Origin of the sequence: Pseudomonas syringae, assembly GCF_021606685.1 — a bacterium.
GTDB classification, from domain to species: domain Bacteria; phylum Pseudomonadota; class Gammaproteobacteria; order Pseudomonadales; family Pseudomonadaceae; genus Aquipseudomonas; species Aquipseudomonas syringae_R.
This window is the reverse complement of sequence record NZ_WKCB01000014.1, coordinates 50,902-77,376: the sequence shown is the minus strand read 5'-3', so window position 1 is coordinate 77,376 and position 26,475 is coordinate 50,902. Positions and strand designations below refer to the sequence as shown.

The 26,475-nt window shown below is 62.6% G+C and carries 24 protein-coding genes; 19 read left to right on the top strand and 5 right to left on the bottom strand.

Annotation, left to right across the window (positions count from 1 at the left end; genetic code table 11):
- Positions 1-138: 138 nt before the first annotated feature.
- The 6 genes from GIW02_RS08525 (at position 139) to GIW02_RS08500 (ending at position 7,538) form a co-directional block, all read left to right on the top strand.
- Positions 139-1,077 carry an aliphatic sulfonate ABC transporter substrate-binding protein gene (locus GIW02_RS08525; protein WP_236410983.1) on the top strand — a complete coding sequence of 313 codons (939 nt, stop codon included), beginning with the start codon at positions 139-141 and terminating at the stop codon, positions 1,075-1,077.
- Positions 1,074-2,396 (top strand): LLM class flavin-dependent oxidoreductase, encoded by a 1,323-nt coding sequence (locus GIW02_RS08520; RefSeq protein WP_236410984.1) that lies wholly within the window; start codon positions 1,074-1,076, stop codon positions 2,394-2,396. The genes GIW02_RS08525 and GIW02_RS08520 overlap by 4 nt, the downstream gene beginning before the upstream one ends.
- 127 nt (positions 2,397-2,523) lie before the next feature.
- A complete protein-coding gene (locus GIW02_RS08515; RefSeq protein WP_236410985.1) occupies positions 2,524-3,582 on the top strand; it encodes an ABC transporter substrate-binding protein in 1,059 nt (352 codons plus the stop codon).
- Positions 3,569-4,558 carry an ABC transporter permease subunit gene (locus tag GIW02_RS08510; protein ID WP_236410986.1) on the top strand — a complete coding sequence of 330 codons (990 nt, stop codon included), beginning with the start codon at positions 3,569-3,571 and terminating at the stop codon, positions 4,556-4,558. Before GIW02_RS08515 ends, GIW02_RS08510 begins: the two co-directional genes overlap by 14 nt.
- Entirely contained in the window at positions 4,552-5,340 is a 789-nt protein-coding gene (locus GIW02_RS08505) for an ABC transporter ATP-binding protein (protein WP_236410987.1), read from the top strand. Before GIW02_RS08510 ends, GIW02_RS08505 begins: the two co-directional genes overlap by 7 nt.
- Positions 5,341-5,342: 2 nt before the next feature.
- On the top strand, positions 5,343-7,538 hold the full coding sequence (locus GIW02_RS08500) for a molybdopterin-dependent oxidoreductase (RefSeq protein ID WP_236421827.1): 2,196 nt from the start codon (positions 5,343-5,345) through the stop codon (positions 7,536-7,538).
- Positions 7,539-7,619: 81 nt separating this feature from the next.
- On the opposite strand, the gene GIW02_RS08495 is transcribed toward GIW02_RS08500, so the two are convergent.
- Positions 7,620-7,955: a hypothetical protein gene (locus GIW02_RS08495; RefSeq protein WP_236410990.1), complete on the bottom strand. Its 336-nt coding sequence runs from the start codon at positions 7,953-7,955 to the stop codon at positions 7,620-7,622.
- Positions 7,956-8,046: 91 nt separating this feature from the next.
- On the opposite strand from GIW02_RS08495, the gene GIW02_RS08490 reads away from it, so the two are divergent.
- Together GIW02_RS08490 and glsB are read left to right on the top strand one after the other, a co-directional pair.
- Entirely contained in the window at positions 8,047-8,391 is a 345-nt protein-coding gene (locus GIW02_RS08490; protein ID WP_236410991.1) for a hypothetical protein, read from the top strand.
- Between the two features lie 55 nt (positions 8,392-8,446).
- Complete coding sequence (gene glsB / locus GIW02_RS08485; protein ID WP_236410992.1) at positions 8,447-9,355, top strand: glutaminase B; 909 nt, start codon at positions 8,447-8,449, stop codon at positions 9,353-9,355.
- A gap of 259 nt (positions 9,356-9,614) precedes the next feature.
- Here the strand turns inward: glsB and GIW02_RS08480 are convergent, their stop codons facing one another.
- On the bottom strand, positions 9,615-10,859 hold the full coding sequence (locus GIW02_RS08480) for a saccharopine dehydrogenase family protein (protein ID WP_236410993.1): 1,245 nt from the start codon (positions 10,857-10,859) through the stop codon (positions 9,615-9,617).
- A gap of 28 nt (positions 10,860-10,887) precedes the next feature.
- Positions 10,888-11,985 carry a carboxynorspermidine decarboxylase gene (locus tag GIW02_RS08475; protein WP_049712770.1) on the bottom strand — a complete coding sequence of 366 codons (1,098 nt, stop codon included), beginning with the start codon at positions 11,983-11,985 and terminating at the stop codon, positions 10,888-10,890.
- Positions 11,986-12,351: 366 nt separating this feature from the next.
- Here GIW02_RS08475 and GIW02_RS08470 point away from each other — a divergent pair, with 366 nt between their 5' ends.
- From GIW02_RS08470 to GIW02_RS08445, 6 genes are read left to right on the top strand one after another with little or no spacing between them, the layout of a single operon-like run.
- On the top strand, positions 12,352-13,371 hold the full coding sequence (locus tag GIW02_RS08470; protein ID WP_236410994.1) for a LacI family DNA-binding transcriptional regulator: 1,020 nt from the start codon (positions 12,352-12,354) through the stop codon (positions 13,369-13,371).
- A complete protein-coding gene (locus GIW02_RS08465; protein WP_236410995.1) occupies positions 13,355-14,359 on the top strand; it encodes an ABC transporter substrate-binding protein in 1,005 nt (334 codons plus the stop codon). The genes GIW02_RS08470 and GIW02_RS08465 overlap by 17 nt, the downstream gene beginning before the upstream one ends.
- Complete coding sequence (locus tag GIW02_RS08460) at positions 14,360-15,178, top strand: ABC transporter permease (protein WP_236410996.1); 819 nt, start codon at positions 14,360-14,362, stop codon at positions 15,176-15,178.
- Positions 15,175-15,969, top strand: coding sequence for an ABC transporter permease subunit (locus tag GIW02_RS08455; RefSeq protein ID WP_236410997.1), 795 nt, complete (start codon positions 15,175-15,177; stop codon positions 15,967-15,969). The genes GIW02_RS08460 and GIW02_RS08455 overlap by 4 nt, the downstream gene beginning before the upstream one ends.
- Positions 15,966-16,997 carry an ABC transporter ATP-binding protein gene (locus GIW02_RS08450; RefSeq protein ID WP_236410998.1) on the top strand — a complete coding sequence of 344 codons (1,032 nt, stop codon included), beginning with the start codon at positions 15,966-15,968 and terminating at the stop codon, positions 16,995-16,997. Before GIW02_RS08455 ends, GIW02_RS08450 begins: the two co-directional genes overlap by 4 nt.
- Before the next feature lie 10 nt (positions 16,998-17,007).
- Positions 17,008-17,841, top strand: a complete 834-nt coding sequence (locus GIW02_RS08445; RefSeq protein WP_236411017.1) for a phosphodiesterase — start codon at positions 17,008-17,010, stop codon at positions 17,839-17,841.
- Between the two features lie 70 nt (positions 17,842-17,911).
- Here GIW02_RS08445 and GIW02_RS08440 read toward each other — a convergent pair whose 3' ends face one another.
- On the bottom strand, positions 17,912-19,555 hold the full coding sequence (locus tag GIW02_RS08440; protein WP_236421826.1) for a sensor domain-containing diguanylate cyclase: 1,644 nt from the start codon (positions 19,553-19,555) through the stop codon (positions 17,912-17,914).
- Between the two features lie 133 nt (positions 19,556-19,688).
- Between GIW02_RS08440 and GIW02_RS08435 the strand changes: the two genes are divergently transcribed.
- From GIW02_RS08435 to metE, 3 genes are all read left to right on the top strand, one after another.
- Positions 19,689-20,294: a LysE family transporter gene (locus tag GIW02_RS08435; RefSeq protein ID WP_236411000.1), complete on the top strand. Its 606-nt coding sequence runs from the start codon at positions 19,689-19,691 to the stop codon at positions 20,292-20,294.
- 9 nt (positions 20,295-20,303) lie between these two features.
- Positions 20,304-21,197: a M12 family metallopeptidase gene (locus tag GIW02_RS08430; protein WP_236411001.1), complete on the top strand. Its 894-nt coding sequence runs from the start codon at positions 20,304-20,306 to the stop codon at positions 21,195-21,197.
- A gap of 63 nt (positions 21,198-21,260) precedes the next feature.
- The gene (metE, locus tag GIW02_RS08425) at positions 21,261-23,549 is read left to right on the top strand and encodes a 5-methyltetrahydropteroyltriglutamate--homocysteine S-methyltransferase (protein WP_236411002.1); all 2,289 of its coding nucleotides are present in this window, start codon (positions 21,261-21,263) and stop codon (positions 23,547-23,549) included.
- A 118-nt stretch (positions 23,550-23,667) separates the two neighbouring features.
- Here the strand turns inward: metE and GIW02_RS08420 are convergent, their stop codons facing one another.
- Complete coding sequence (locus tag GIW02_RS08420; RefSeq protein ID WP_236411003.1) at positions 23,668-24,822, bottom strand: DUF1624 domain-containing protein; 1,155 nt, start codon at positions 24,820-24,822, stop codon at positions 23,668-23,670.
- 135 nt (positions 24,823-24,957) lie between these two features.
- Between GIW02_RS08420 and GIW02_RS08415 the strand changes: the two genes are divergently transcribed.
- Complete coding sequence (locus tag GIW02_RS08415) at positions 24,958-25,455, top strand: sigma-70 family RNA polymerase sigma factor (protein ID WP_236411004.1); 498 nt, start codon at positions 24,958-24,960, stop codon at positions 25,453-25,455.
- On the top strand, positions 25,452-26,405 hold the full coding sequence (locus tag GIW02_RS08410; RefSeq protein ID WP_236411005.1) for a FecR domain-containing protein: 954 nt from the start codon (positions 25,452-25,454) through the stop codon (positions 26,403-26,405). Before GIW02_RS08415 ends, GIW02_RS08410 begins: the two co-directional genes overlap by 4 nt.
- Positions 26,406-26,475: the final 70 nt, after the last annotated feature.

Here is a 26,475-nt window from a genome sequence, read left to right as displayed (position 1 = left end):
GTTCCGACGAATCGGGCATAACCATAGAATCATAAGGTCCTTTCATAATCAGTCTTCATTAATATAATCAAAAGCGCTTTTATGCCAGGCGCTTATGCCTTGCTCGTGTTTCTTTCACCTCCCACGCCAAGGCCTTTCATGACGCTTAAAAAACTCATCGTCGCCGCCAGCCTGCTGTTTGCCGCAGCGGCGGCCCATGCCGAGCAAACCCTGGATATCAGCTACCAGCGCTCGTCCACCCTGTGGATTCTGCTCAAGCAAAATGGCCAACTGGAGCAGCGCCTCAAGCCCCTGGGTTTCACCGTCAATTGGCATGAATTCAGCGCCGGCCTGCTCAGTTCGCTCAACGCCGGCAGCGTCGACCTGCACGCCGATGTGGCCGACGCCTTTGCGCTGTTCACCCAAGCTGCCGACGCGCCGCTGACCTACTACGCCCAGGAAAACTCGTCACCTGGCGCCCAGGCGATCATCGTGCAGGACAAATCGCCGATTCACAGCATCGCCGACCTCAAGGGCAAGACCGTTGCGGTATCGAAGGGCTCGGGCAGCAATTTCCTGCTGATTTCCGCCCTGAAAAAAGCCGGGCTGACCCTCGCCGATATCACCCCGCGCTACCTCGAAGCACCGGATGGCGGCGCGGCGTTCGCCAATGGCAGCGTGGACGCCTGGGTGATCTGGGACCCGTTCCTCGCCACCCAGCAACTCGACCACCATGTGCGGGTGATCGCTGACGGCAGCGACGGCCTGGCCAACTACAACCGTTTCTACCTGGCCACGACTAAATTCGCCAACGCCCACCCGGACGTGCTGCAGGTCACCTTCGAGACCCTGCGCGAGACCGGCCAGTGGGTCAAAGCCCATCCCAAGGAGGCGGCTGAAATCCTTGGCCCGCTGTGGGGCAACATCGCTCCAGCCACAGTGGAGCGCGCCAACAGCCGACGCAGTTACGACATCATCCCGGTCAAGCTGGACAACCTCGCCGAACAGCAACGCATTGCCGACACCTACTACGCCGCCAAGCTGATCCCCAAGCCGTTGAAGGTCAGTGACATTACCGTGTGGACGCCCAAGCCATGAGCCGCCAAATCCATCTCTCTGCGTTTTTGCTCAGCGGCCCGGTGGTGCACAGCCACGCGGTGTGGCGCCACCCGGAAACCGTTGGCAATTACCTTGACCCCGAGTACTACTCACGCATTGCCAAGGTGGTGGAAGAGGGCTTGTTCGACTTCCTGTTCTTTGCCGACCGGCTGGCCGTCGGCGACCAGATGGGCGGCTCCCGCGAGTTCGCGTTGCGCTACGGCGCCCAGGACGCCACGCGCCTGGACCCGTTGCCGATTCTCTCCTACCTGATCGGCCAGACCAGCAAGTTGGGGCTGGGCGCGACGCGCTCCACCACCTATTACGAACCGGCGCATATCGCCCGCGAGTTCGCCACCCTCGACCACCTGTCCAAGGGCCGCGCGGCGTGGAATATCGTCACCTCGATGAACGACAGCGAGGGGCGCCTGTTCGGCAAGGACAAGCACCTGGAACACGACCTGCGCTATGACCGCGCCGATGAGTTCGTCGAAGTTGCGCTGAAACTCTGGAACAGCTGGGGCCCAGGCGCGCTCAAGCTGGACCGGGAAAGCGGGGTGCTGGCCGACCCTGCGTTGATCCGTTCAGTGCGGCACCAGGGCGAATGGTTCAAGGTCGAAGGCCCGCTGAATATCCCGCGCACGCCCCAGGGCCGCCCGGTGTTGATCCAGGCCGGTTCCTCCGGGCGTGGGCGGCGCTTTGGTGCGCGCTGGGCCGAGGCGATTTTCACCATCCACCCGCATTTGGCGGCGATGCGCGCGTTTCGCGATGACGTGCGCGCCCAGGTGGTGCAACAGGGGCGCGCGGCCGACAGCTGCAAAGTGCTCACGGCGGTGATGCCGTTTATAGGCGGCAGCGAAGCCGAAGCCCGCGCCAAGCGCGATAAACACAATGCACTGGCGCGGCCTGAACTGGGGTTGGTGACCTTGGCCTCGCAATTGAATGTGGACCTGTCGCCATTCCCCCTCAGCGCCACCTTGGCCGAAGTCGCACAGTCGCCGCTGATCCACCCGGCCGCCGCCGAAAAGCTGCTGATGCAAGGCCCCGAAATCACCCTGGAGCAACTCGGCCGCATCTTCGCCAGCAGCGTGCGCGTGCCGCAATTGGTGGGCACCGGGGCGCAGATTGCCGATCAATTGGCCGAGCTGTTCGAGCAGGGCGGGTGCGACGGGTTTGTGATTTCGCCGGGGTACCTGCCGGGGTCGTTCACGGAGTTTGTCGAGAGTGTAATTCCGCACCTGCAGCGCAAGGGCTTGTTTCGCCAGGCTTACGAAGGCACGACCCTGCGCGAGCATTTAGGCCTGGCCGACCTCACCTGATGAACGTTTGTGTCGAGCCGGCTTGCTGTGATGAGCAGTCTTCATGTGGCGAGCGGGCAAGCCCGCTCGCCACACAAGAGCGGTTCGACGCACGCCGCAATACTTCAACTTTAAAGGGATATTTTGCATGGCCACATTTGATCATTTAACCCGCCGCCGCTTGCTGGGCCTGGCCGGCATCTCCCTGGCCAGCCTGTCGCTGCCACGCTTTGGCTTTGCCGCCGACGAACACGCCGGCCACAACATGCCGCAGGAGCCCGCTGGCACCGGTGGGTTCATCCGCCTCGACGCGCCGCGCAAGTTGAAACTGGCAGTCAACCTCAATGCGGTGTGCCTGGCCCCGGTGGTGATTGCCCACGGGCAGGGCTTCTTCACCCAGCACAACCTGGACGTCGAACTGGTCAACTTCGGCAACTCCACCGAAGTGCTGCTGGAGGCCATCGCCACCGGCAAGGCCGATGCGGGCGTGGGCATGGCGCTGCGCTGGCTCAAGGCGCTGGAGCAGGGCTTTGATGTGAAGCTCACCGCCGGCACCCATGGCGGCTGCCTGCGCTTGCTGAGCGCGGCGAACGGCGGTGTGAGCAAGCTCGAAGACCTCAAGGGCAAGGCCATCGGTGTGACCGATATGGCCAGCCCGGACCGCAATTTCTTCTCGATCCTGCTGAAAAAGCACGGCGTCGACCCGGTGCGCGATGTGGAGTGGCGCCTGTACCCGGCCGACCTGCTTGGCACTGCGCTTGAGCGCGGCGAAGTGCAGGCGGTGAGCGGCAGCGACCCGTTCATGTACCGTTTGATCAAGTCCGGCGTGGCGCGCGAACTGTCCACCAATTTGGTCGAGGAATACGCCAACCTCAGCTGCTGCGTGGTCGGCGTCACCGGCAAATTGGTGCGCGAAGACAAACGCGTAGTTGCTGCGTTGACCCAGGCGATTCTGGAAGCCCACGACTATTCCGTGCAGCACCCGGAGGCCGTTGCCAAGGGCTTCCAGGCCTATGCACTGAACACCTCGACCGAAGAGGTGCAGGCAATCCTCCACGACCACACCCACGGCCACCACGCGGTGGGCGCCGCGCTGACCCAGGAAATCACCACCTACGTCACCGACCTGAAAACCGTGGAGGTGATCAGCAAAGGCACCGACCCGGTCGAGTTTGCCAAGGAGATCACCGCCGATGTCTTCAGCTGACGCGACAACCCTCAACCCGCCCGTAGCCCTCAAGGTCGGCTGGCAGGGCGCGGCGGTGGTGGCGGCCTGGGTGGCTGTCGCGCTGTTGATCAGCTACTGGCCCAACGCGATACGCAATTGGCCGATGACCCAAGGCCTGGCCAACCTTTGCGTGGCGGTGGCGGTGCTGTTCATTGTGCTGAGCCTGGTGGGGCGCAAGGTGTCGAGCCTCGGCCAGCGCCTGCACACTGCCGCGCCCTGGCTGATCGCCTTGCCGCTGCTGCTGGCGATCTGGGAACTGCTCACCGCCAAACTTGCGTTGCTGCCGGTGCCGTTTTTTGCGCCGCCCCAGGCGCTGCTCGCGGTGTATATCGAAGACTATGCGCGGCTGGCCGACAGCCTGTTGCATTCAGCCCTGCTGCTGGGCTCGGGCGTGGCCCTGGGCGCGGTCACGGGGTTCGTCGCGGGCGTGGCCATCGGTTGGTCGACGCGCATCGGCTACTGGCTGCACCCAGTGCTGCGGATTCTTGGGCCGGTGCCGTCCACGGCGCTGTTGCCACTGTGTTTTTTCCTGTTTCCGAGCAGTTGGAGCGCGAGTGTTTTCCTGATCGCCTTGGCCACCTGGTTTCCGGTCACGGTGCTGACCTGGTCGGGCGTGGCCAGCGTCGATAAAGCTTATTACGACGTGGCGCGCACCCTGGGCGCCAAGCAAGGCTTCCTGATTTTCAAAGTGGCGATTCCCGCCGCGTTGCCCCATGTGTTCGTCGGCCTGTTCATGGGCCTCGGCGCGTCGTTTTCGACCCTGGTGGTGGCGGAGATGATGGGCGTCAAATCCGGCATCGGCTGGTACCTGCAATGGGCCCAGGGGTGGGCGGCCTACGCCAACATGTACGCCGCCTTGCTGATTATGGCGCTGGCGTGTTCGGGGTTGATCACCGGGTTGTTCCTGGTGCGTGACCGGTTATTGGCCTGGCAGAAAGGAACGATGAAATGGTAGCCCTGGCTCAGGCAGTAGACGCTTCAACGGGATTGGCACTGCGCATTGAACACCTCAGCCATGGCTTTGCCCTGGACGGCCAGCACCTGCCGGTGTTGGAGCAGGTATCGCTGGACGTGGCGCCAGGCGAGTTCGTGGCGTTGCTCGGTCCTTCGGGGTGCGGCAAATCCACTTTGCTGCGTTTGGTCGCTGGCCTGGAACCGGCGGATTCCGGCAAGCTGTTGGCCGACGGCGAACCTATCCTCGGCCCGGACCCGAGCCGCGTGGTGGTGTTCCAGGACCCTACGCTGTACCCGTGGCGCCGGGTGTGGGACAACGTCGCCATCGGCCTGGAAGCCCAGGGCCTGCTCAAGACCCACTCGCACAAGGTGGATGAAGCCTTGGCAAAAGTCGGCCTCAGCCACTTTGCCCGCGCGTATCCGCGGCAACTGTCCGGCGGCATGGCGCAGCGGGTGGCGTTGGCCCGGGCGCTGGTCAACCAGCCACGCCTGCTGATCCTTGACGAGCCCTTGGGCAAGCTCGACTCGCTGACCCGCATCACCATGCAAAAAGAGCTGATCGATTTGTGGCAGCGCCAGGGCTACACGGCCCTGCTGGTGACCCACGATGTGGAAGAAGCCTTGTTGCTCGCCAACCGGGTGATTGTGTTCAGCGACCGCCCGGCAAAAATCCAGGCGCAATTGACGATCGATCGGCCGTATCCTCGGCACCGGGATGATCCTTACTTGGTGGACCTGCGGCGGCAGATACTCGGGCTGCTGGGGCTGGGAGAAAGCTGGTAGTCATGGCATTCACATCATTGCACTGGGGCGCGTACCGCCCGCACGTGGTCGACGGCAAGCTGGTGTCGATGGCCCCGGCCGAGTGGGATAAAGACCCATCGCCCATCGGTGCGTCGATCCCCGAAGCGATTACCTCGTCGACGCGTATCCTGCGTCCCGCCGTACGCCGTAGCTACCTGGCAGAGCCAGGTTCGCATCCGGAGTTGCGCGGGCAGGAGCCGTTTGTCGAAGTGTCCTGGGAGGTCGCCCTGGATCTGGTGGCGGCCGAGCTGAAACGGGTCAAGGCCGAGCACGGCAACCAGGCGATTTACGGCGGCAGCTATGGCTGGGGCAGTGCAGGGCGCTTTCACCATGCGCAAAGCCAGTTGCACCGGTTCCTCAACCACTATGGCGGCTACGTCGCCAGCACCGACAGCTACAGCCTCGGCGCCGGGCGGGTGTTGATGCCGCATATCGTCGGCAATATGGATTGGCTGCTGGCGGCGCACACCTCGTGGAAGAACCTCGCCGAGCATTGCGAACTGTTCGTGGCCTTTGGCGGCCTGCCGGCAAAAAACGCCCAGACCAGCCCCGGCGGTGCCAGCGATCACTTGCTGAGTGAGGCGTTGGCGGCGATGTCGGACGCCGGTGTGCAGTTCGTCAATATCAGCCCGTTGCGCGACGACCTCAGCGGCCCGGCGCTGAACCAGTGGCTGCCGATTCGCCCTGGCAGCGACACCGCGTTGATGCTGGCGCTGGCCTATGTGCTGGTGAACGAGGGGCTGCACAACGAGGCGTTCGTGCAACGTTACACCGTGGGGTATGAGCGCTTTCGCCATTACCTGCTGGGCGTCGTCGATGGCCAGCCCAAAGACCCGATATGGGCTGAGGCGCTCACTGACATTCCTGCGCAGCAGATCACTGACCTGGCCCGGCGCATGGGCCGCCAGCGTACGATGATCAACATCGCCTATTCGCTGCAACGCGCCGTGCACGGCGAACAACCGTTCTGGATGACCGTGACCCTGGCCGCGCTGCTCGGGCAGATCGGCTTGCCCGGCGGCGGTTTTGGCTTGGGCTACGGCTGCATGAACAACACTGGCAGCGGGCGCAAGGGCTTCTCCGGGCCGCGGTTTTCCCAGGGGCTCAACCCGGTGAAAGATTTTATCCCGGTGGCGCGCATCACCGACATGCTGCTCAACCCCGGCGCGTCGTTCGATTACAACGGTAAGCGTCAGGCTTATCCGGATATTCAGCTGGTGTACTGGGCGGGCGGCAATATTTTCCATCATCACCAGGATCTGAATCGCCTGCTGGAAGCTTGGCAAAAACCGCGAACCCTGATCGTTCACGAACAGTACTGGACCGCCCATGCCAAGTATTCGGACATTGTGCTGCCGGCTACCACGGCGCTGGAGCGCAACGATATCGGCAGCTCGGCTTCGGACCGTTTCATGCTGGCGATGCAGCAGGCCATCGAGCCGGTGGGGCAGGCGCGGGACGACTACTCGATCTTCGCCGATATCGCCGCACGGCTGGGCTTCGCCAATACCTTCACCGAAGGCCGCGATGCTGAGCAGTGGCTGCGTTTTATCTATGATGAGTCGCGGGGGCGTGCCGAGGAACATGGCATTGAACTGCCGGGTTACGAGGATTTTTGGCGCGATGGGGTGTTCGAAGTGGCCTATCCCGACACCGACACAGTGCTGCTCAAGGCCTTTCGCGATGACCCGCTGGCCCACCCTTTGCAGACCCCTTCGGGGCGTATCGAGATCTTCTCCGAGCGCATTGCAGGCTTCGGCTATGCCGACTGCCCCGGCCACCCGGTGTGGCTGGAAAAACCTGCGCCAGACTACCCGCTGCACCTGCTGTCGAACCAACCCAAGACGCGCCTGCACAGCCAGTACGACCATGGCAGCTACAGCCGCGCGTCGAAGATTCAACAGCGTGAACCGATGACGATCAACGTCGAGGACGCCCGCGCCCGCGGCATTGTCGACGGCGATGTGGTCAAGGTCTTCAACGACCGTGGCGCGTTCCTGGCGGGGGTGATTGTGTCGGCCGACATTCGCCCGGACGTAGTGCAAATCGCCACCGGCGCCTCCAGCCTGTCCCAGGGTTGCTCGGCGCAGACGGTGGAGGTGGTGAAGTGGGATCAGCCGTTGCCGGACGTGACGGCGTTCGTGCCACCGGTGTTCAAGGCCGGCTTGCCTCTTTAAGCTCAATGGTGCCCGACAGGCGTGGCGCACTTCTAACTGTGGGAGGGAGCTTGCCCCCTCCCACATGGATTAAGGCAGTCTTCAGTCCACACAAATTGCCCGGCCCAACTGGCCTTTCTCCACCGTCGCCGAGCAGCCAAAATGCCCGTTATCCACTTGGCACGCGCCCGTCACCGGGCCTTTGCCGGGTTGGGTGGTGACACTGGTCTGGCACTCGCCTTCACACTGGCTCGAATCGGTACAGGCCTTGCCCGCGTCCTTGTACGGCGTGATGCATTTCCAGCTCTGCAACTTGCCGACTTGCGTCATCGTGCCGCCGCCCGCGAGGCAGGTGGACGCGGCGGAGTCCTGGGCAGGCGGGGTGGTGGTGCAAGCCGATACCAGCAGTAGTGCGGCGAGGCCGATCATCAATTTCATGCAAAAGTCCTTATCGAGTAAGCGCAGCGGTGCAGTGTACGGGCTATTGGACTACTTTGATTGACGAGCGATCCCTACCCGGTACTGACCCATGCGCACGTTATGGAAACGCTATATGGCCTTGCTGGAAAACGACCTGAGCACGCAGATCTTCGACAACGTGAAGAACCTGCTGGTGTGCGCGCTACTATTTGCTGCGGGGACTAATACGCTGCTCGGGCAACGTGAGCTGTTCATCGGCGTATTCGCCTCGAACGTCGCGGGCTGGGGGCTGATCATCCTGTCGGCGGTGTTGATGCTGCTGAATGTCAGCGACGGCATTCGCAGGCTGGCCAAGCTGCGCTATCACCTGGCATTGCAGCTGTTGCTGATCCTGGTTTATCTGGTGATTGCCGAGCGGGTGGTGGAGATAGTCTGGGGCTTTCGAGCGCATTGAAGTATCCTCCGCGGCCCGCTTCCCACCGATTCAAAGACAGATGACAGGACAAGACATGCAGGCGCTTCTCGAGTCGATCCTCGACGAAGTTCGCCCACTGATCGGCCAAGGCAAAGTCGCCGACTACATTCCCGCGCTGGCCGATGTGCCCGCCAACCAACTCGGCATCGCGGTGTACGGCAACGACGGCTCAGCCTACTGCGCAGGGGACGCCGAGACGCTGTTCTCGGTGCAGAGCATCTCCAAGGTGTTCAGCCTGGTGCAGGCCATCGACCATGGCGGCGAGACTATTTGGGAGCGCCTGGGCCACGAGCCATCGGGGCAGCCGTTCAACTCCATGGTGCAACTGGAATTCGAACGCGGCCGCCCGCGCAACCCGTTTATCAACGCCGGCGCCCTGGTGATCTGCGACATCAACCAGTCGCGCTTCGCCGTGCCGATTTTGTCGATGCGCGACTTTGTGCGGCGCCTGTCGGGCAACCCGCAGATCCTGGTCAACAGCGTGGTCGCTGACTCCGAGGCGCAACACGGTGCGCGCAACGCGGCCATGGCCTACCTGATGAAGTCCTTCGGCAACTTCCACAACGACGTCGACGCGGTGCTGCACAGCTACTTCAACTACTGCGCGCTGCAAATGAGCTGCCTCGACCTGGCCCGCGCCTTCAGCTTCCTGGCCAACGAGGGCGTGAGTGCCCACAGCGGCGAACAGGTGTTGAGCGCGCGCCAGACCAAGCAAGTCAACTCGATCATGGCTACCAGCGGGCTGTATGACGAAGCGGGCAATTTTGCCTACCGCGTGGGCCTGCCGGGCAAGAGTGGGGTAGGGGGAGGGATTGTCGCGGTGGTGCCCGGGCAGTTCACGGTGTGCGTGTGGTCGCCGGAGTTGAACGCGGCGGGGAACTCGCTGGCGGGGATGAAGGCGTTGGAGTTGTTGAGTGAGCGGATTGGGTGGTCGGTGTTTTGACGGCGAGGGGGCTGGCGCGCCACGGCTGAAGCTAACCTCCTGTTAGAGTGAGCGGACTCGCAGCACCACAGATCAAATGTGGGAGGGAGCTTGCTCCCGATTGCGGTGGGTCAGTTACAGGTTTTTCAACTGGCACACCGCAATCGGGAGCAAGCCCCCTCCCACATTTGGATCTTCATTGGTTTCGGGATATCTATTGGCCCAAACAAAAAATGCGCCCCTGAGGGCGCATTTTTTTGTTCGGTTAGCTATCGCCTATTCAGACAATTGCATCCCAGGCACGGTCGCCGTTCTCGTCTTTGATCCGAGTCGGCAAGCCCATCACGTCCAGCGCTTTCAGAAACGGCTCAGCCGGCAGTTCCTCTACGTTGGCCATGTGTTTCACATCCCACTCGCCACGGGCTACCAGCAGCGCCGCGGCTACCGGTGGTACGCCGGCGGTGTAGGAGATGCCCTGGCTGTCGGTTTCGGCGAAGGCTTCTTCGTGGTCTGCCACGTTGTAGATGAACATCTCACGTGGCTGGCCATCTTTGCTGCCTTTGACCAGGTCACCGATGCAGGTCTTGCCGGTGTAGCCGGGGGCGAGCGAAGACGGGTCGGGCAGTACGGCCTTGACCAGTTTAAGCGGCACCACTTCCAGACCTTCGGCGGTGGTGACCGGCTTTTCGGAGAGCAGGCCGAGGTTTTTCAGCACGGTGAACACGTTGATGTAGTGTTCGCCGAAGCTCATCCAGAAACGCACGTTGGGCACGTCGAGGTTTTTCGACAGCGAGTGCACTTCATCGTGGCCGGTGAGGTAGAGGTTCTGCGAACCGACTACCGGCAGGTCGTCGGTGCGTTTGACTTCGAACATGGTGTTGCTGGTCCACTGGCTGTTCTGCCAGCTCCACACCTGCCCGGTGAACTCGCGGAAGTTGATTTCCGGGTCGAAGTTGGTGGCAAAGTATTTGCCATGGCTGCCGGCATTGACGTCGAGAATGTCGATCGAATCAATGCGGTCGAAATGCTGTTGCTGCGCCAGCGCGGCGTACGCGTTGACGACACCCGGGTCGAAGCCCACGCCAAGGATGGCGGTGATGTTCTTCTGCTTGCACTCTTCCAGGTGGTTCCATTCGTAGTTGCCGTACCACGGCGGGGTCTCGCAGACCTTGCCCGGCTCTTCGTGAATGGCGGTGTCGAGGTAGGCAACGCCCGTGTCGATGCAGGCACGCAGTACCGACATGTTGAGGAACGCGGAACCCACGTTGATAACGATCTGCGATTCGGTCTCGCGGATCAGGGCCTTGGTCGCTTCCACGTCCAGGGCGTTCAGCGCGAAGGCTTGGATGTCGGCGGGAACCTTGAGGCTACCCTTGGCCTTGACGCTGTCGATGATGGCCTGGCATTTGGAGATGTTGCGCGACGCGATAGCAATACGACCGAGTTCGTCGTTGTGCTGCGCGCACTTGTGGGCCACCACCTTGGCGACACCTCCTGCACCAATGATAAGAACGTTCTTTTTCAATTGCTTTATTTCTCCTATATCCGCCAGCTTACGAAAGGCTGGACAGGTAGTCGTCGTAACCAAATTCACGAACCACTTCGACTGTACCGTCGAGTTGTTTCACTACGATGGACGGCATTTTCAGGCCGTTGAACCAATTTTTCTTGACCATGGTGTAGCCTGCGGTGTCGATGAACGACAGCCGATCGCCGATGGCCAGCGGACGATCAAATTGATACTCGCCGAAGATATCCCCGGCCAGGCAGGATTTGCCGCACACCATGACGGTGTGTTCACCCTCGCTCGGCGCCAGCTTGGCGTTGAGGCGGTAGATCAGCAGGTCCAGCAGGTGGGCTTCGATGGAGCTGTCCACCACGGCGAGGTTTTTGCCGTTGTAGAGGGTGTCGAGCACGGTGACTTCCAGCGAGGCGCTGTTGGTGATTGCCGCTTCGCCGGGTTCCAGGTAGACCTGCACGCCGTACTTTTCAGAGAACGCCTTGAGGCGGGCGCAGAAGGCGTCCACGGCATAGTCTTCACCGGTAAAGTGGATGCCGCCGCCGAGGCTGACCCACTCGACCTTGTGCAGCAGCGCACCGAAGCGCTCTTCGATGGTGCCGAGCATCTTGTCGAACAGGCTGAAATCGCCGTTCTCGCAGTTGTTGTGGAACATGAAGCCGGAGATCTGCTCGATCACGCCTTCGATCTTCACCGGGTCCCATTCGCCCAAACGGCTGAACGGGCGCGCCGGGTCGGCCAGCAGGTAATCGGAGCTGCTCACCTGCGGGTTCACACGCAGGCCACGAGTCTTGCCTTCGCTGCGTTCGGCAAAGCGCTGCAGCTGGCTGATCGAGTTGAAGATGATCTTGTCGCAGTTATCCAGCATCTCTTCGATTTCATCGTCAGCCCAGGCCACGCTGTAGGCGTGCGCCTCGCCTTCGAACTTCTGGCGGCCGAGCTTGAGCTCATACAGCGACGACGAGGTGGTGCCGTCCATGTATTGCTGCATCAGGTCGAACACCGACCAGGTAGCGAAGCACTTGAGCGCCAGCAGGGCCTTGGCGCCGGACTGTTCGCGCACGTAAGCAATCTTCTGCATGTTGACCAGAAGCTTCTGTTTATCGATGAGGTAGTACGGCGTTTTGATCATTTTTGAGAGCCTGCGGCGGTGCCTGCCAAAAAAGGACACGCATTGTGCCCGCACTTGGAACAGATCGAAAGGTTAGTGGGCAGATTTTGGGCGCCTGGTTTTCAAGGATAGCCCCGGAGTATGACTATCTCGGGACGCACACCGGACAAAATGTGGGAGAGGGCTTGCCCCCGATAGCGGTGTGTCAGTTACAGATGTGTTCACTGACACTCCCTCATCGGGGGCAAGTCCCCTCCCACATTTTGATCGCTGTACAACCATTTGCATCAAGGTTCACTGCCATCAAACCGTCATCTGCGCAGCATGTTCCTGCCACATTCCCCCGTTACTGTTCTCGCCAATGAGATCGATCTCAAGCGAGTGACAATGACCGACCTGAAAGACGTTGCACGCCTGGCGGGGGTTTCCCGTGCTACTGCCGCCCGTGCCTTTGCTTCCCCCGACCAGGTGCGCCCGAACACCCGCGAGCAGGTGTTCGCCGCCGCGCGCGAATTGGGTTTTCGGCCGAACCTGCTTGGCCGCCAACTACGCCTGCAAACCACCCAATTGATCGGTGTGGTGGTGCCCAACCTGCTCAACCCGGTGTTTGCCGAGCAGTTCCAGGCCATGGAGCGTGCGGCGCGCTCGCGCGGTTACAGCCTGGTGCTGGCGACCACCGATTACAGCAGCGAGCGCGAATGCATCGTGGTCGAAGAACTGCTGCGCCAGCGCGTCGATGGGCTGGTGCTGACGGTCACCGATGCCGAAAGCAACAGCGTGCTCAGCAGCCTCAATACCGAGCAAACCCCCTTTGTGCTGGCCTATCACCAACCGAGCAATCCCAATTACAGCGCGGTGTCGGTGGACAACCGCGCGGGCATGGCCTTGGCCACGCGTTACCTGCTGGAGGCCGGCCATCGGCGCATCAGCATGGTCGCCGGCCCCGCGTTGCAGTCCGACCGCGCCCGCCTGCGCTACGCCGGGTATTGCGATGCAATGAACGAATACGCGCTGGCCAGCCGCCCGGTGATTGAAATGCCCGCGCATACCCAGGCCGAGTTCGCCGCCATTGCCCCGTATCTGCTGGGGCCCGACGCGCCGACCGCGCTGGTGTGCTCCAACGATTTCCTGGCCATCAGCCTGATCGCCGAACTGCGCCGCAACGCCTGGCCGGTGCCGCAGCAATTGTCGGTGATGGGCTTTGACGGCATCGCTCTTGGCACCCAGATGCACCCGACCCTGTGCAGCGTGGTGCAGCCCATTGCGCTGCTCGCGAGCACGGTGATTGACCAACTGCTGGCGCAGATCGCCGGCAACGCCCCGACTTCCCATTGCCTGCCGTGCCATATCCGGCCCGGCGAAAGTACTCAACCCTTTGAGGAGATGCTTGATGCGCGTATTCAGTAAAACCCTGGCCGCCTTGGTGTTCAGCGGTGTGGCCGGCCTGGCCCAGGCCGCCGACACCGCGATTTGCTATAACTGCCCGCCGGACTGGGCCGACTGGGGCACCCAGCTCAAGGCCATCGCGGCCAGCACCGGCGTGCAGGTGCCGCTGGACAACAAGAACTCCGGCCAGTCCCTGGCGCAGCTGGTGGCGGAAAAGGCCGCGCCGGTTGCCGACGTGGTGTATTACGGCGTGACCTTTGGCCTGCAGGCGCAAAAGGCTGGCGTGGTCGAGGGCTACAAACCCAAGGGCTGGGACCAGATTCCCGCAGGGTTGAAGGACCCTGACGGCCACTGGTTCGCGATCCATTCCGGGACCTTGGGCATCATGGTCAACGTCGACGCCCTCGGCGGCTTGCCCGTGCCGCAAAGCTGGGCCGACCTGCTCAAGCCCGAGTACAAAGGCATGGTTGGCTACCTGGACCCGTCCAGTGCATTCGTCGGCTACGTCTCAGCAGTGGCGATCAACCGCGCCCTGGGCGGCGACCTCGACAACTTCGCGCCGGCCATCGACTACTTCCAGAAACTGGCGAAAAACGCACCCATCGTGCCCAAGCAAACCGCGTACGCACGGGTGCTGTCCGGTGAGTTGCCGATCCTGGTGGACTACGACTTCAACGCCTACCGTGCGCGCTACAAAGACAAGGCGAATGTGGCCTTCGTGATTCCGCAAGAAGGCAGCATCAGCATGCCCTACGTGATGAGCCTGGTGGCCAACGCGCCGCACCGGGCCAATGGCGAAAAGGTGCTGGACTTCGTGCTCTCCGACGAGGGCCAGGCACTCTGGGCCAAGGCCTATTTGCGCCCGGTGCGTGCAATGAAAATGCCCGCCGAGGTCGCCGCGCAGTTCCTGCCCGACAGCGACTATGCACGTGCCGGCGTGGTGGATTACGAAAAAATGGCCGCCGTGCAGGAAGCCTTCGCCGCCCGTTACCTGAACGAGGTCAAGTAAGTGGCTGCATCGGCAAAACACGCAGCCTGGGCGCTGGCTCCAGCCTTCGCGGTGTTGCTCGCGTTCTGGCTGTTGCCGCTGGCGCACCTGATGCTGCTCGGCGCTGAGCACCGTGACAGCCTCGGCAGCGGCTACTGGCAGGTGCTGAGCAGCGCGCAGTACCTGGGCAGCCTCGGGCAGACCCTGGTGCTGGCGATTGTGGTGACGCTGGTGGCGCTGTTGATCGGCGGCATCAGTGGCGTGTTTCTCGCCCGCCAGCAGTTTTTCGGGCGCTCGGCCTTGGTGGCGCCGCTGACGTTTCCGTTGGCGTTTCCAGGCGTGGTGGTGGGCTTTTTGGTGATTCTGTTGGCAGGGCGCCAGGGCCTGCTGGCCTCCCTGGGCCTGCAACTGGCGGGGGAGCGCTGGATCTTTGCCTATTCCCTGGCCGGACTGTTTGTGGGCTACCTGTACTTCTCGATTCCGCGCGTGATTCTCACGGTGATGGCCGCGTGCGAAAGCCTCGACCGCAGCCTGGAAGAAGCCGCGCATTCGCTGGGGGCAGGGCACTGGCGGGTGGTGTGCGACGTGATCGTGCCGAGCCTGGCGCCGGCGTTGGCTTCGTGCGGCGCGATCTGCTTCGCCACGTCGATGGGCGCGTTCGGCACGGCGTTCACCTTGGGCACGCGCCTGAATGTCACCCCGGTGGCGATCTATAACGTGTTCACCAACTACGCCAATTTCGCCGTCGCCGCCGCCTTGTCGGTGGTGCTCGGCGTGGTGACCTGGGCGGTATTGCTGCTGACGCGGCGTCTGGTGAAAAACGCGGGGACGGTCCTGTGAAGCGCTCATCGCTGTTTGTGGTTCAACTGCTGTTCACCCTGCTGGTGTGCGCCTTTATGTTGGTGCCGGTGCTGATGTCATTGCTGGCCGGGTTGACACGCAATTTCTTTGTCGGCCTGTCCAGCGGCTTGACATTCGACTGGTTGATCCAGGTGTGGCAGGCCTATTCGCCCACCGTGTGGTTGTCGCTGCAACTGGCGCTGGCCTGCGCGGTGTGCGTCTGCGTGATCGGCGTGCCGGCGGCCTACGCCCTGGTGCGCATGAACAACCGCTTCAGCCGCGCCTTCGAGGAACTCATGGTGCTGCCGGTGGCGATGCCGGGGCTTGCCAGTGCGCTGGCCTTGCTGCTCACCTACGGCCAGTTCGGCACGTTCCGCAGCAGTTGGCTGTTTATCCTGGTCGGCCATGTGCTGTTCACTTTGCCCTTTCTGGTACGCCCGGTGATGGCGGTGATGCAACGCCAGCATCTGCCGGTGTTGGAAGAAGCGGCGGCGAGCCTTGGCGCCGGACCGATCAAGCGCTTTTTCAGCGTGGTGGTGCCCAACTGCCGCGCGGGGATTCTGGCGGGCGTGTTGATGGTCGTCACCCTGAGCCTGGGTGAGTTCAACCTGACCTGGATGCTGCATACGCCGATGACCAAGACGTTGCCGGTCGGCCTGGCCGACAGCTACGCCTCGGCGCGTCTGGAAATCGCCAGCGCCTACACCCTTATCTTTTTGCTGATGATCGTGCCGCTGTTGATCGCGTTGCAGGCCATCAGCGCTCGTTTGTCCCGTGGAGAGCGTCGATGACCGCTATCACTATTCGCCTGCAAGGCTGTCGCAAGGCGTTCGCCGACGGCACCGTGGCCGTGCATGACTTGAACCTGACCGTCGAGGGCGGTGAAACCCTGGCGATTCTTGGCCCGTCCGGTTGCGGCAAAACCACCACGCTGCGGCTGATTGCCGGCCTGGAGCGCCCGGACGTGGGCCAGGTATTTTTTGGTGACCGGGACGTGACCCGCCTGCCCATCGAACGCCGCGATGTGGGCATGGTGTTCCAGAACTACGCGCTGTTTCCCAACCTGGATGTGGCCGGCAATATCGTCTACGGCTTGAAGATTCGTGGCATGCCTGCGGCGCAGCGCAACAAGCGCTGCGACGAATTGCTGGAGCTGGTGGGCTTGCAGCAGCACGGCACGCGCAGCATTCACGAACTGTCCGGTGGCCAGCGTCAGCGCGTGGCCCTGGCCCGTGCGTTGGCGCCGCGCCCGAAAGTGCTGTTGCTGGATGAGCCACTGGCGGCCCTGGATGCACAGCTGCGTGAGCGGTTGCGCAGCGAGCTGGACCAACTGCTGCGTGGCTTGGGGATCACCTCGGTGTTTGTCACCCATGACCAGGGCGAAGCCATGGCCCTGGGCGATCGCATCCTGGTGATGGAGCACGGCCGCGTGGCGCAGTTGGCCAGCCCTCGCGAGATCTACCAGAAGCCGGCCAACGCGTTCGTCGCAGGCTTTGTCGGCAACCTCAACGCATTCACGGTGATCGAGCATTTGGCGCATGGCTTGAAAGTCTGCGGCGGCGAGTTGCCCTGGCATGAAGCCGATCTGCCCGGCACGGTGTACTGCCGCCCCGAACACTTGCGGGTGATGGACGCTGAGGGGCAGTTGCACGGCCATCTGCTGGCGCAGTTTTTCCAGGGCGCGCAAAGCCGCCTGCTGGTGGATGTGGGCGGCCCGCAGCCGCTGCTGGTAGACAGCAGCGACAACGCGCTTTACCCCGTTGGCGCACCGATTGCCCTGGCGGTTGCGCCGCACCAGTTGTTCACCCTGAATGCGTGAGAATTTAGCCTTGAATCGTCCGTTTCTTGTTGCGCAGATCAGCGATCTGCACCTTAAAGCCGGCAACCGCCTCACCTATGGCGTGGTGGATACCCTGGGCGCACTGCGGCGTGCCGTCGACCATCTGAACGCCAGCCGGCCACGCCCGGATATCGTGGTGGTCAGCGGTGACCTGGTGGATTTCGGCCGCGCCGATGAATACGCCGTGCTGCAGCCTGAACTCGCGCGCCTGCACATGCCGTGCTACGTGGTGCCCGGCAACCACGATGCACGCGGCCCGTTACTGGATGCTTTTGCGGACCACACCTATTTGCCGGCGTCGGCCGAGGGGCCGTTGGACTGGGTGGTGGACGAGTATCCGTTGCGCCTGATCGGCCTGGACTCGACCATCCCCGGCGGTCACGGTGGGCAGTTGCTGGACAGCCAGTTGCAGTGGCTGGATGCGCAACTGGCGCTGCGCCCCGATGTGCCGACGCTGCTGATCCTGCATCACCCGCCGTTTATCAGCGGCATTGGGCATATGGACCGCGAGCCCTTTATCAATGCCGCCGCGCTGGAGCAGGTGGTCGCCCGCCACCCGCAAGTGGAACGCCTGCTCTGCGGCCACCTGCACCGCCCGATGCAGCGGCGATTCGGTGGCAGCCTGAGCTGCGTTTGCCCCGGCACTTCGCACCAGATCGTGCTCGACCTGCAAGATGCGGCGCCCGCGCATTTCAACCTGGAACCGGCGGGTTACCTGTTGCATCGCTGGGAGGCGCAGCAAGGCTTGATCAGCCACAACGGCGTATTCGGCACGTACCCCGGGCCATACCCGTTCTACGACGCCGATGGGCTGATCGACTAGCGCTTACGTGGCGAGGGAGCTTGCTCCCGTTGGCTCGCGCAGCGGCCCTGGAACCTGACACCGAGGTGTATCAGGCCACCCGGTTGCGGCCCGCGCCCTTGGCTTCGTACAAGCGCATGTCCGCGCGCTTGAGCAGCGCCAGGGAGTCGCGGTCCGACGGCTCCGCGACGCCTACGCCGATACTCACCGTCACGTGGCCCACGCTCGGGAACACCGCCGCTGCCACGGCCGCGCGGATTTTTTCGGCGACCACGTCGGGGCTGTCGGGTTCTTCGACTTCCGGTAGCAGTACCGCGAATTCCTCACCGCCATACCGCGCGACAAAGTCGGTGGCGCGGGTGGTGTTTTCGATCAACGCAGCCAGTTGGCACAGCACGTCATCGCCGATGGCGTGGCCGTAGGTGTCGTTGACCCGCTTGAAGTAGTCGGCATCGATCAGCAGCAGCGCAAAGGTACGACCGGTGCGTTGGAACAACAGGCTGTTCTCAGCGAGTTTTTCATCGAAGCGGCGGCGGTTGTAGACGCCGGTCAGCGCGTCGTGGGTGGCCAGTTTCAGCAGGTCGGCGTTGGCTTGGGTGAGGTCGGCGGTGCGCTGGGCGACGGTCGCCTCCAGCGAAGCGTTGGCCTCTTGCAGTTGGCGCTCCTTGGCCAGCAACGATTGGGTCATGCCGGTGAGGGAACGGCCCAGCTGGGCGATTTCCAGCACCGAATGCTCTTGAGGGAACACCGCGCCGGGCTGCTGGTTCTGCACCAGCTTGGCGGACCTGGCCAGGCGTTCGATGGGGCGGCTGAGGGAGGAGGCCAGGTAGTAGGCGGTCAGCGCAAACACCACGGCGGCGAGCAGGCCGAGGATCAGCAATTGATAGAGCAGGGTGCGCGCCGGTTGCAGGGCCACCTCCAGCGGTTGGCGCACCATGATGTACCAGGTCATTTTCGCGTTGGATGGGCTGGGCACCGCGACCGAGGCGGTTACGTAGCCGTCGCCAGTCGACCAGCCGGAAGGCGTCAGCAGCTTGTCGCTGGGCATCTGCTCGCCGGCGAGGACCTCGGGGTACAGCACCTTGCCGTCGAAGTCGACGATCAGCGCCTCGATATCGGGGATGGCGTCTTTTTGCATCACTGCCGAATCGACGATCTGCGTGACCCAGCGCCAGTGCGCATGGGCACCCAGCACGCCGATGGTCTGGCCCTGGGCGTTACGGATCGGTGCGGCAAAGTCGATAAAACGCAATGGCTCGCCATTCGCCGACCCCGGCAGCAACTTGGCCAGCAACACGGCTTCGTGAGGATCGCCGGTGTACTCGCCGCGCAGGCCTGCCTGGAACCAGGGTCGCTGGCTGACCGACTGATTGACCAGCAGCCCGTTCACCGCCTGGCGCACGCGGCCCTCGGCGTCGGCCACGCCCATCCACGCGTATTCAGCGCGCGATTGGGTGCGCAGTTGCATCAAGGCCAGGATGTCCGGGTCATCCAGCTCGCCCTTACGAAACAGCGGAGCCTTGCTTAGCAGCGACACTTCCAGCTGACGTTCGCGCAGTTGCACCGCCAGCAGCGCGGCGGTGGAGCGCGCCGTACTGAGCAGCGCGTTGCCACTGGCCTGCTTGCGCTGCTCGGTGGCGATATGGCCCACATAGAGCCCCACGCTCAACAGCGTCAGCAAGGACAAACCGGCAAACCACAGGGTCAGGTGACTACGCAGACTGGCTTTGATCATGAGGGCTCATTGGAGTAGGTGTTTTTCAGCATAGTACGCGTATTGGACGAGGCGCCACTAACCACAAACGTACAAGAATGGCGTTCAAGCGCCTGCGTAGACTCGCCAGACGCTCTCTATTGCAGGTTTTTCCGTGGATATTTTCCTCTACGCCTTCAGCGTCATGTACAGCCCGGGGCCCGTCAACCTGATGGGCCTGAATGCCGGGCTCACCGGCAAGTTGCGGCGTTCCAGCGGGTTCTACATCGGTGTGGGCAGCGCGATGCTGCTGATGTTCGTGCTGTTTGGCTACACCGGTGAAGCAATCATCTCCCAGGCGGCGTTGCCCTATATCTCGCTGGTCGGCGGCCTGTACACGCTGTACCTGGCGTATCAGGTGTTCAACGCCCGCACGGTGGTTGATGCGCGTTCGGATGAACCGCGCGCAACGCTCACGTTCTGGAATGGCCTGGTGATCCAGTTGCTTAACCCCAAGGGCATCGTGGCGGTGTTGCCGATCACCAGTGTGATGCTGCCCGCGGCGCATATCACCGGGGCTTCCATCGCCGGGGTGTCCGTGCTGCTGGGGCTTGGCGCCGTGGGTGCGCCGTGGGTCTACGCGTTGCTTGGGGCGCTGCTGGGGCGGCGGATCCACGGCGCGTCGGCGTTCACCGTGTTCAACCGTGGCATGGGCGTGGCGCTGGCGGGGTGTGCGTATTTCATGTTTCACGCGTTCTACCTGCACGTGGCTGGGCCATGAGCTGAACCTATGAAAAAGGCGGTTATACCTTGCGCGGAACCGTTGGCGCTGTCGGCACCACTGCTCAGCGTGGCAAGACGCCCAACAACCGCGGAGATGATGCTTTTGATTACTGGTGTAACTACCCACCCATTCGTACTGCCTTCCTACTTACCGCCGGATGACCAGGCTGGCCGTACCCAGCATGTCGATGCCCCGGCTTTACAGCGGAGCAAGCGTGGTGTGGCCAAGCAAGATGCGTTATGGCCACAGTTTGCGACCCTCAAGATTTCCCTGATGGGGATGACCAAGGCCCAGGAAAAATTCACCCAAGACAACATCAACAAATGGGCCCCGTATATCAACCTGAAACTGGAGTTCACGGACAAGCCCGGCGGCGATATCAGGATTCAGGCTAACAATGACGTCGACGGTGGGTATTCCTACTATGGCACCGAAGGCAAAGGTGCGGTCGGTGCCAATGAGGCGACGATGGAGATCGGTTTCCTGGGCGGGTTGAACACGTTCAACGCCAGGACAGTGCAGCATGAGTTCGGCCACGCATTGGGTTTGCATCATGAGCACCAGCACCCTGAAAACACGCTCGAATTCGATTTGGAATGGATTCGCAAAGATTACAAAGACCGCAAGGAGCCCGGCGACATTGATGACAACTTTGCGCCAGTCAACCCTAAGGAGGTGATCACCTCCGACTATGATCAAGCCTCCATCATGCATTACAGCTTTCCCGAGGATTATCTGAAACGTGGAGAGGCAATCGAGGCCAGCAACGAATTGTCGGAGGGGGACAAAGCGTTTGCGCGCTCGCTGTACCCGAGGCCGAAACCACCCGCTAGCTTCCGATGGCACCGCTTTGCGGCGGCTAATCATGAGAAAAATTCGCGATCATCTACAGTAAAATGAGTTTGTCTCACTATGGGCGACTGCCGACAATAGCTCCCCTATCAACACATTGGAGTTTTTGTCATGGCCGTCGCTCATTCCCTTGGATTTCCGCGCATTGGACGCGATCGTGAACTGAAAAAAGCGCAGGAAGCGTTCTGGAAGGGTGAGCTTGACGAAGCCGGCCTGCGCGCCGTAGGCCGTGACCTGCGCAAGACCCACTGGGCGCTGCAGAAACAGGCCGGTATTGAGCTGCTGCCTGCCGGCGATTTTGCCTGGTACGACCAGGTGCTGACGCACTCGCTGATGTTCGGTGTGATCCCCGAGCGTTTCCGCCCAGCCGATGGCAAGGCGACCCTGCACACCCTGTTCGGCATGGCCCGTGGTGTCAGCGACAGCTGCTGTGGCGGCGCCCACGCCCAGGAAATGACCAAGTGGTTCGACACCAACTACCACTACCTGGTGCCTGAATTCAGCGCCGACCAGCAGTTCCATCTGGGGTGGGACGAGCTGTTCGAAGAAGTCCAGGAAGCCCGCGACCTCGGCCACAACGTCAAGCCGGTGGTGATCGGCCCGCTGACCTACCTGTGGGTGGGCAAGGCCAAGGGCGGCGACTTCGACAAGCTCGAGCTGCTTGAACGCCTGCTGCCGCTGTACGGCCAGATCTTCCAGCGCCTGGCTGACCTGGGGGTGGAGTGGGTGCAGATCGACGAGCCGATCCTGGTGCTCGACCTGCCGCAGGCATGGAAAAACGCCTTTGAGCGCGCCTACAACCTGATCCAGCGTGACCCGCTGAAAAAACTCGTGGCGACCTACTTTGGTGGCCTGGAAGAGAACCTGGGCCTGGCGGCGAACCTGCCGGTCGATGGTTTGCACATCGACCTGGTGCGTGCACCGGACCAGTACCCGACCATCCTTGATCGCCTGCCGGCGTACAAGGTGCTGTCCCTGGGTGTGGTCAATGGGCGTAACGTCTGGCGGTGCGACCTGGAAAAAGCCCTGGGTACCTTGCAGCACGCCCACGAAAAACTCGGTGATCGCCTGTGGGTGGCGCCGTCCTGCTCGCTGCTGCACAGCCCGGTGGACCTTGGTCGCGAAGACACGCTGGATGCGCAGTTGAAAAGCTGGCTGGCGTTTGCCGTACAGAAATGCTCGGAAGTCGCGCTGTTGGCCGAGGCCGTCAACGCGCCGCAAGCCCCCAACGTGCTCGCTGCCCTGGCTGAAAGCCGCGCGGTGCAGGCCGCCCGTGCTGCTTCGCCGCGTATCCACAAGCCGGCGGTGCAGGCGCGCGTGGCAGCCATCACGGCCAAGGACAGCCAGCGTCACTCGCGGTTCGCCCAACGTATCGAGAAGCAGCGTGCCGGGCTCAACCTGCCGCTGTTCCCGACTACCACCATTGGTTCGTTCCCGCAAACGGCGTCGATCCGCCTGGCGCGCCAGTCATACAAGGCCGGCAAGTTGAGCGAGGCCGAATACGTCGAAGCGATGCACAGCGAGATCAAGCACGCCGTCGAAGTGCAGGAAAACCTCGGCCTGGACGTGCTGGTGCACGGTGAAGCCGAACGTAACGACATGGTCGAATACTTCGCCGAGCAACTGGATGGCTATGTATTTACCCGGTTTGGCTGGGTCCAGAGCTACGGTTCGCGCTGCGTGAAACCGGCGGTGATTTTCGGCGACCTGAGCCGCCCCAACGCGATGACCGTGGAGTGGATACGCTACGCCCAAGGCCTCACCCACAAGGTGATGAAGGGCATGTTGACCGGCCCGGTGACCATGCTGATGTGGTCCTTCCCCCGCGAAGACGTGAGCCGCGAAGTGCAGGCCCGCCAGCTGGCCCTGGCGATTCGCGACGAAGTGGTCGACCTCGAAGCCGCCGGCATCAAGATCGTACAGATCGACGAAGCTGCCTTCCGCGAAGGCCTGCCGTTGCGCCAGGCGCAGTGGCAGCACTACCTGGAGTGGGCCACTGAAGTGTTCCGCCTGTGTGCTTCGGGTGTGCGCGACGAAACCCAGATCCACACCCACATGTGCTACAGCGAGTTCAATGATGTGATCGAGTCCATCGCGGCAATGGATGCCGACGTGATCACTATCGAGACGTCACGTTCGGACATGGAGTTGTTGGATGCATTCGAAGCCTTCGCTTACCCGAACGACATCGGCCCGGGCGTCTACGATATCCACTCGCCACGCGTACCGGAGGCTTCGGAGATGGCCAACCTGCTGCGCAAGGCGGCCAAGCGGATTCCCGCCGAGCGCCTGTGGGTGAACCCGGATTGCGGGTTGAAAACCCGTGGCTGGCCGGAGACGGAAGCGGCGCTGATCCACATGGTGACGGCCGCCCGCCAACTGCGCAGCGAGTTGGCTTAAACGCGGTAAAAAATGTGGGAGCGGGCTTGCTCGCGAATGCGGTTTATCAGCTGCAGATACGTCGGCTGACACTCAGTCTTCGCGAGCAAGCCCGCTCCCACATTTGGCCTGTGTTGGGTTAAAGGTATTTAAGCCAGGCCAGGTCGCGACGCCGCGCCTTGAGCCCGGCGAACCAGCGCACCGGCGGGTACAGGGCCAGGGGCAACACCAGCGCAACCAGCCACACCGCGCCGATGCTGTCGAAGCCGAAGTAGGCGCCGTGGTTGAGGCCAAACAGCGCCACACACGCCACGTACAGCACTTTCAGCACATACAGGTGCAGCAGATAAAAGAACATCGGCGCGGCGCCAAACACCGCCAGCACGCCGATCCAGCGTTTATGCCCGGCGCGTTCAAACGCCAGCAACAACAGCAGGCCAATGCCCAGGGTCAATGCCAGAAACAGCAGCGAAGGCGGGTACTTGGTGATGTTGAAGACGCTCATCAGCGTTTGCACGGCGCTGTCATGCAGCTGCCACGGCTTCTCGCCATAGCCATTGACCAGCCGCAACACCCCGAACCCCACCAATGCACCGGCACCTGCCAGCCACAGATAGCGCTGGCGCAGCGCCGGCGGCGTGGCGCTGGCAAACCACGGGCCGAGGCCGTAGCCCAGGGCGATTACGCCGATCCACGGCAGCACCGGGTAGGTGGTGCGCAGGCGCAGGGTGTCACTCACGTCGATCCAGCTGCGCTCATGCACAATCGCCCACAGGTTCTGCGCTGCCGAACCCGGCGCAAAGTGCACACCATCCAACAGGTTGTGCCCGCCGATGATCAGCAGCGCCAGCCCGATCAGCAGCGGACGCGGCAGCCACACCAGGGCGGCGAGGGCGAGCATGCTCACGCCAATCGCCCAGATCACTTGCAGGTAGATCACGCTGGGGGGCAGTTGGAAGGTCCAGGCGAAGTTGACCAGGGTGAATTCCAGCACCACCAGAAACAACCCGCGCTTGAACAGGAACGTCGACACGTCGCTTCGGCCCTGGTATTTCTGGCCGTACAAAAACGCCGACAAGCCGGTCAGTAACACAAACACTGGCGCACACAGGTGGGCCAGGGTGCGGCTGATAAACAGCGCGGGTTCGGTGCTGTCGATGCTCATCGGGTCGCTGACCTGCCGGTGCAGCAGGAAGGTTTCGCGCACGTGGTCGAGCAACATAAACAGGATCACAAGGCCGCGCAGGGCGTCGATGGAAAGCAGGCGTTGGCGCGGGGGAACAGCGTCGGTCATGGGCAAGGGTCCCGGGGCAGGGCGGAAAGGGGGCGTTATCCTATAACATTAATTAACGCGTTGCCGCGATTCGTTGCGCAGATTAGAATGCGATCAATTCTTAATTACTCCTTGGCCCTGGCGCCGGTGACTCGCATGTCGTCCTCCCTCAATCTGCCAATTCAGGCGCTGTACTGCGAACACCACGGATGGTTGTACCGCTGGCTCGACCGCAAGCTGGGCAATGCCAGCGATGCCGCCGACCTGGCCCACGACACCTTCATGCGCCTGCTGACGCGCCAGAACAGCGCCGGTTTCGGCAGTGAACCGCGCGCCTTGCTCACCCATATCGCCAAAGGCCTGATGATCGACAGCTGGCGCCGCCAGGAAGTCGAACGCGCTTACCTGGAAACCATCGCGCACCTGCCCGAGCAGGAAGTGCCGTCGCCGGAAACCCGATGGCTGATCCTCGAGGCGCTGTACCGCATTGAAGCGATGCTGCGCGACCTGCCCGAGAAAACCCGCCGGGCGTTCCTCTTGTCGCAGATCGACGGCCTCACGTATCAGCAGATCGCCGATGAGCTCAAGGTGTCGCTGGTGTCGGTCAAGCGTTATATGCGCGATGCATTCCTCGCCTGCCTGAGCGTGGCATGAACCCGTCGATCGACCCGCTGATCCTCGGCGAAGCCGCCGACTGGATGGTGCAGTTGCAATCGGGCAGCGCCACCGAAGAAGACCGCCGCGCCATCGCCCAGTGGCAAACCCGCAGCGCCCAGCACGCCCAGGCCTGGCAGCGCGCGCAAGCGATTCTCGGCGACTTCAACAGCGTGCCCGCCGCGATTGCCGGCGACGCCCTCAAGCGCATCGGCCGCAAACCATCCCTCGGCCGCCGCCAGGCCCTCGGCCTGTTACTGCTGGCGGGGCCAGCGACGTGGTTGGCCTGGCAGCAAAAGCCCTGGCAGGCCTGGACCGCCGACCAGCACACCGCCGTCGGCGAACAGCGCCACCTCACCCTGCCTGATGGCACGCGGCTGCTGATCAACACTGCCAGCGCGTTGAATATCGTCTTCAATGACCAGGTGCGGCGCGTCGAACTGCTGCAAGGCGAAGTGATGATCACCACCGCCAAAGACCCTGCGCCGAGCCATCGCCCGTTTAGCGTGCAGACCCGCCACGGCAGCGCCCGTGCGCTGGGCACGCATTTCAGCGTACGGGTGGGCGAGCACAGCAGCCGCGTGGCGGTGATCGAAGGCGCCGTGGAGATGCTGCCGGTGCACGCTGCCCAAGGCGTGATCCTCAAGGCCGGCGAGCAGAGTGCGTTCGGCAGCGACAGCGTGGCGGCCGTGGCGCCGTTAGAGCGCGCGGCGCTGACCTGGGAACACGGCATGCTGCTGGCGCAACAGATGCGCCTGGCGGATTTGCTCGACGAACTGGGGCGTTACCGCCGTGGCGTGTTGCGCTGCCACGCGAGTGTGGCGGGGCTTAGCGTGTCCGGGGCGTTCCCGCTGCGCGACAGCGACGCCAGCCTGCGCTTGTTGCAGGAAACCCTGCCGGTCACCGTCAGCAGCTTGAGCGGCTACTGGGTCACCGTTGAGCCGCGCTGAGATTATTGTCGAGATTTGCTGATACCTTTTTTGTTGTCGCCCGGTGTAGGGGAGAACCCTCAACCTTTGC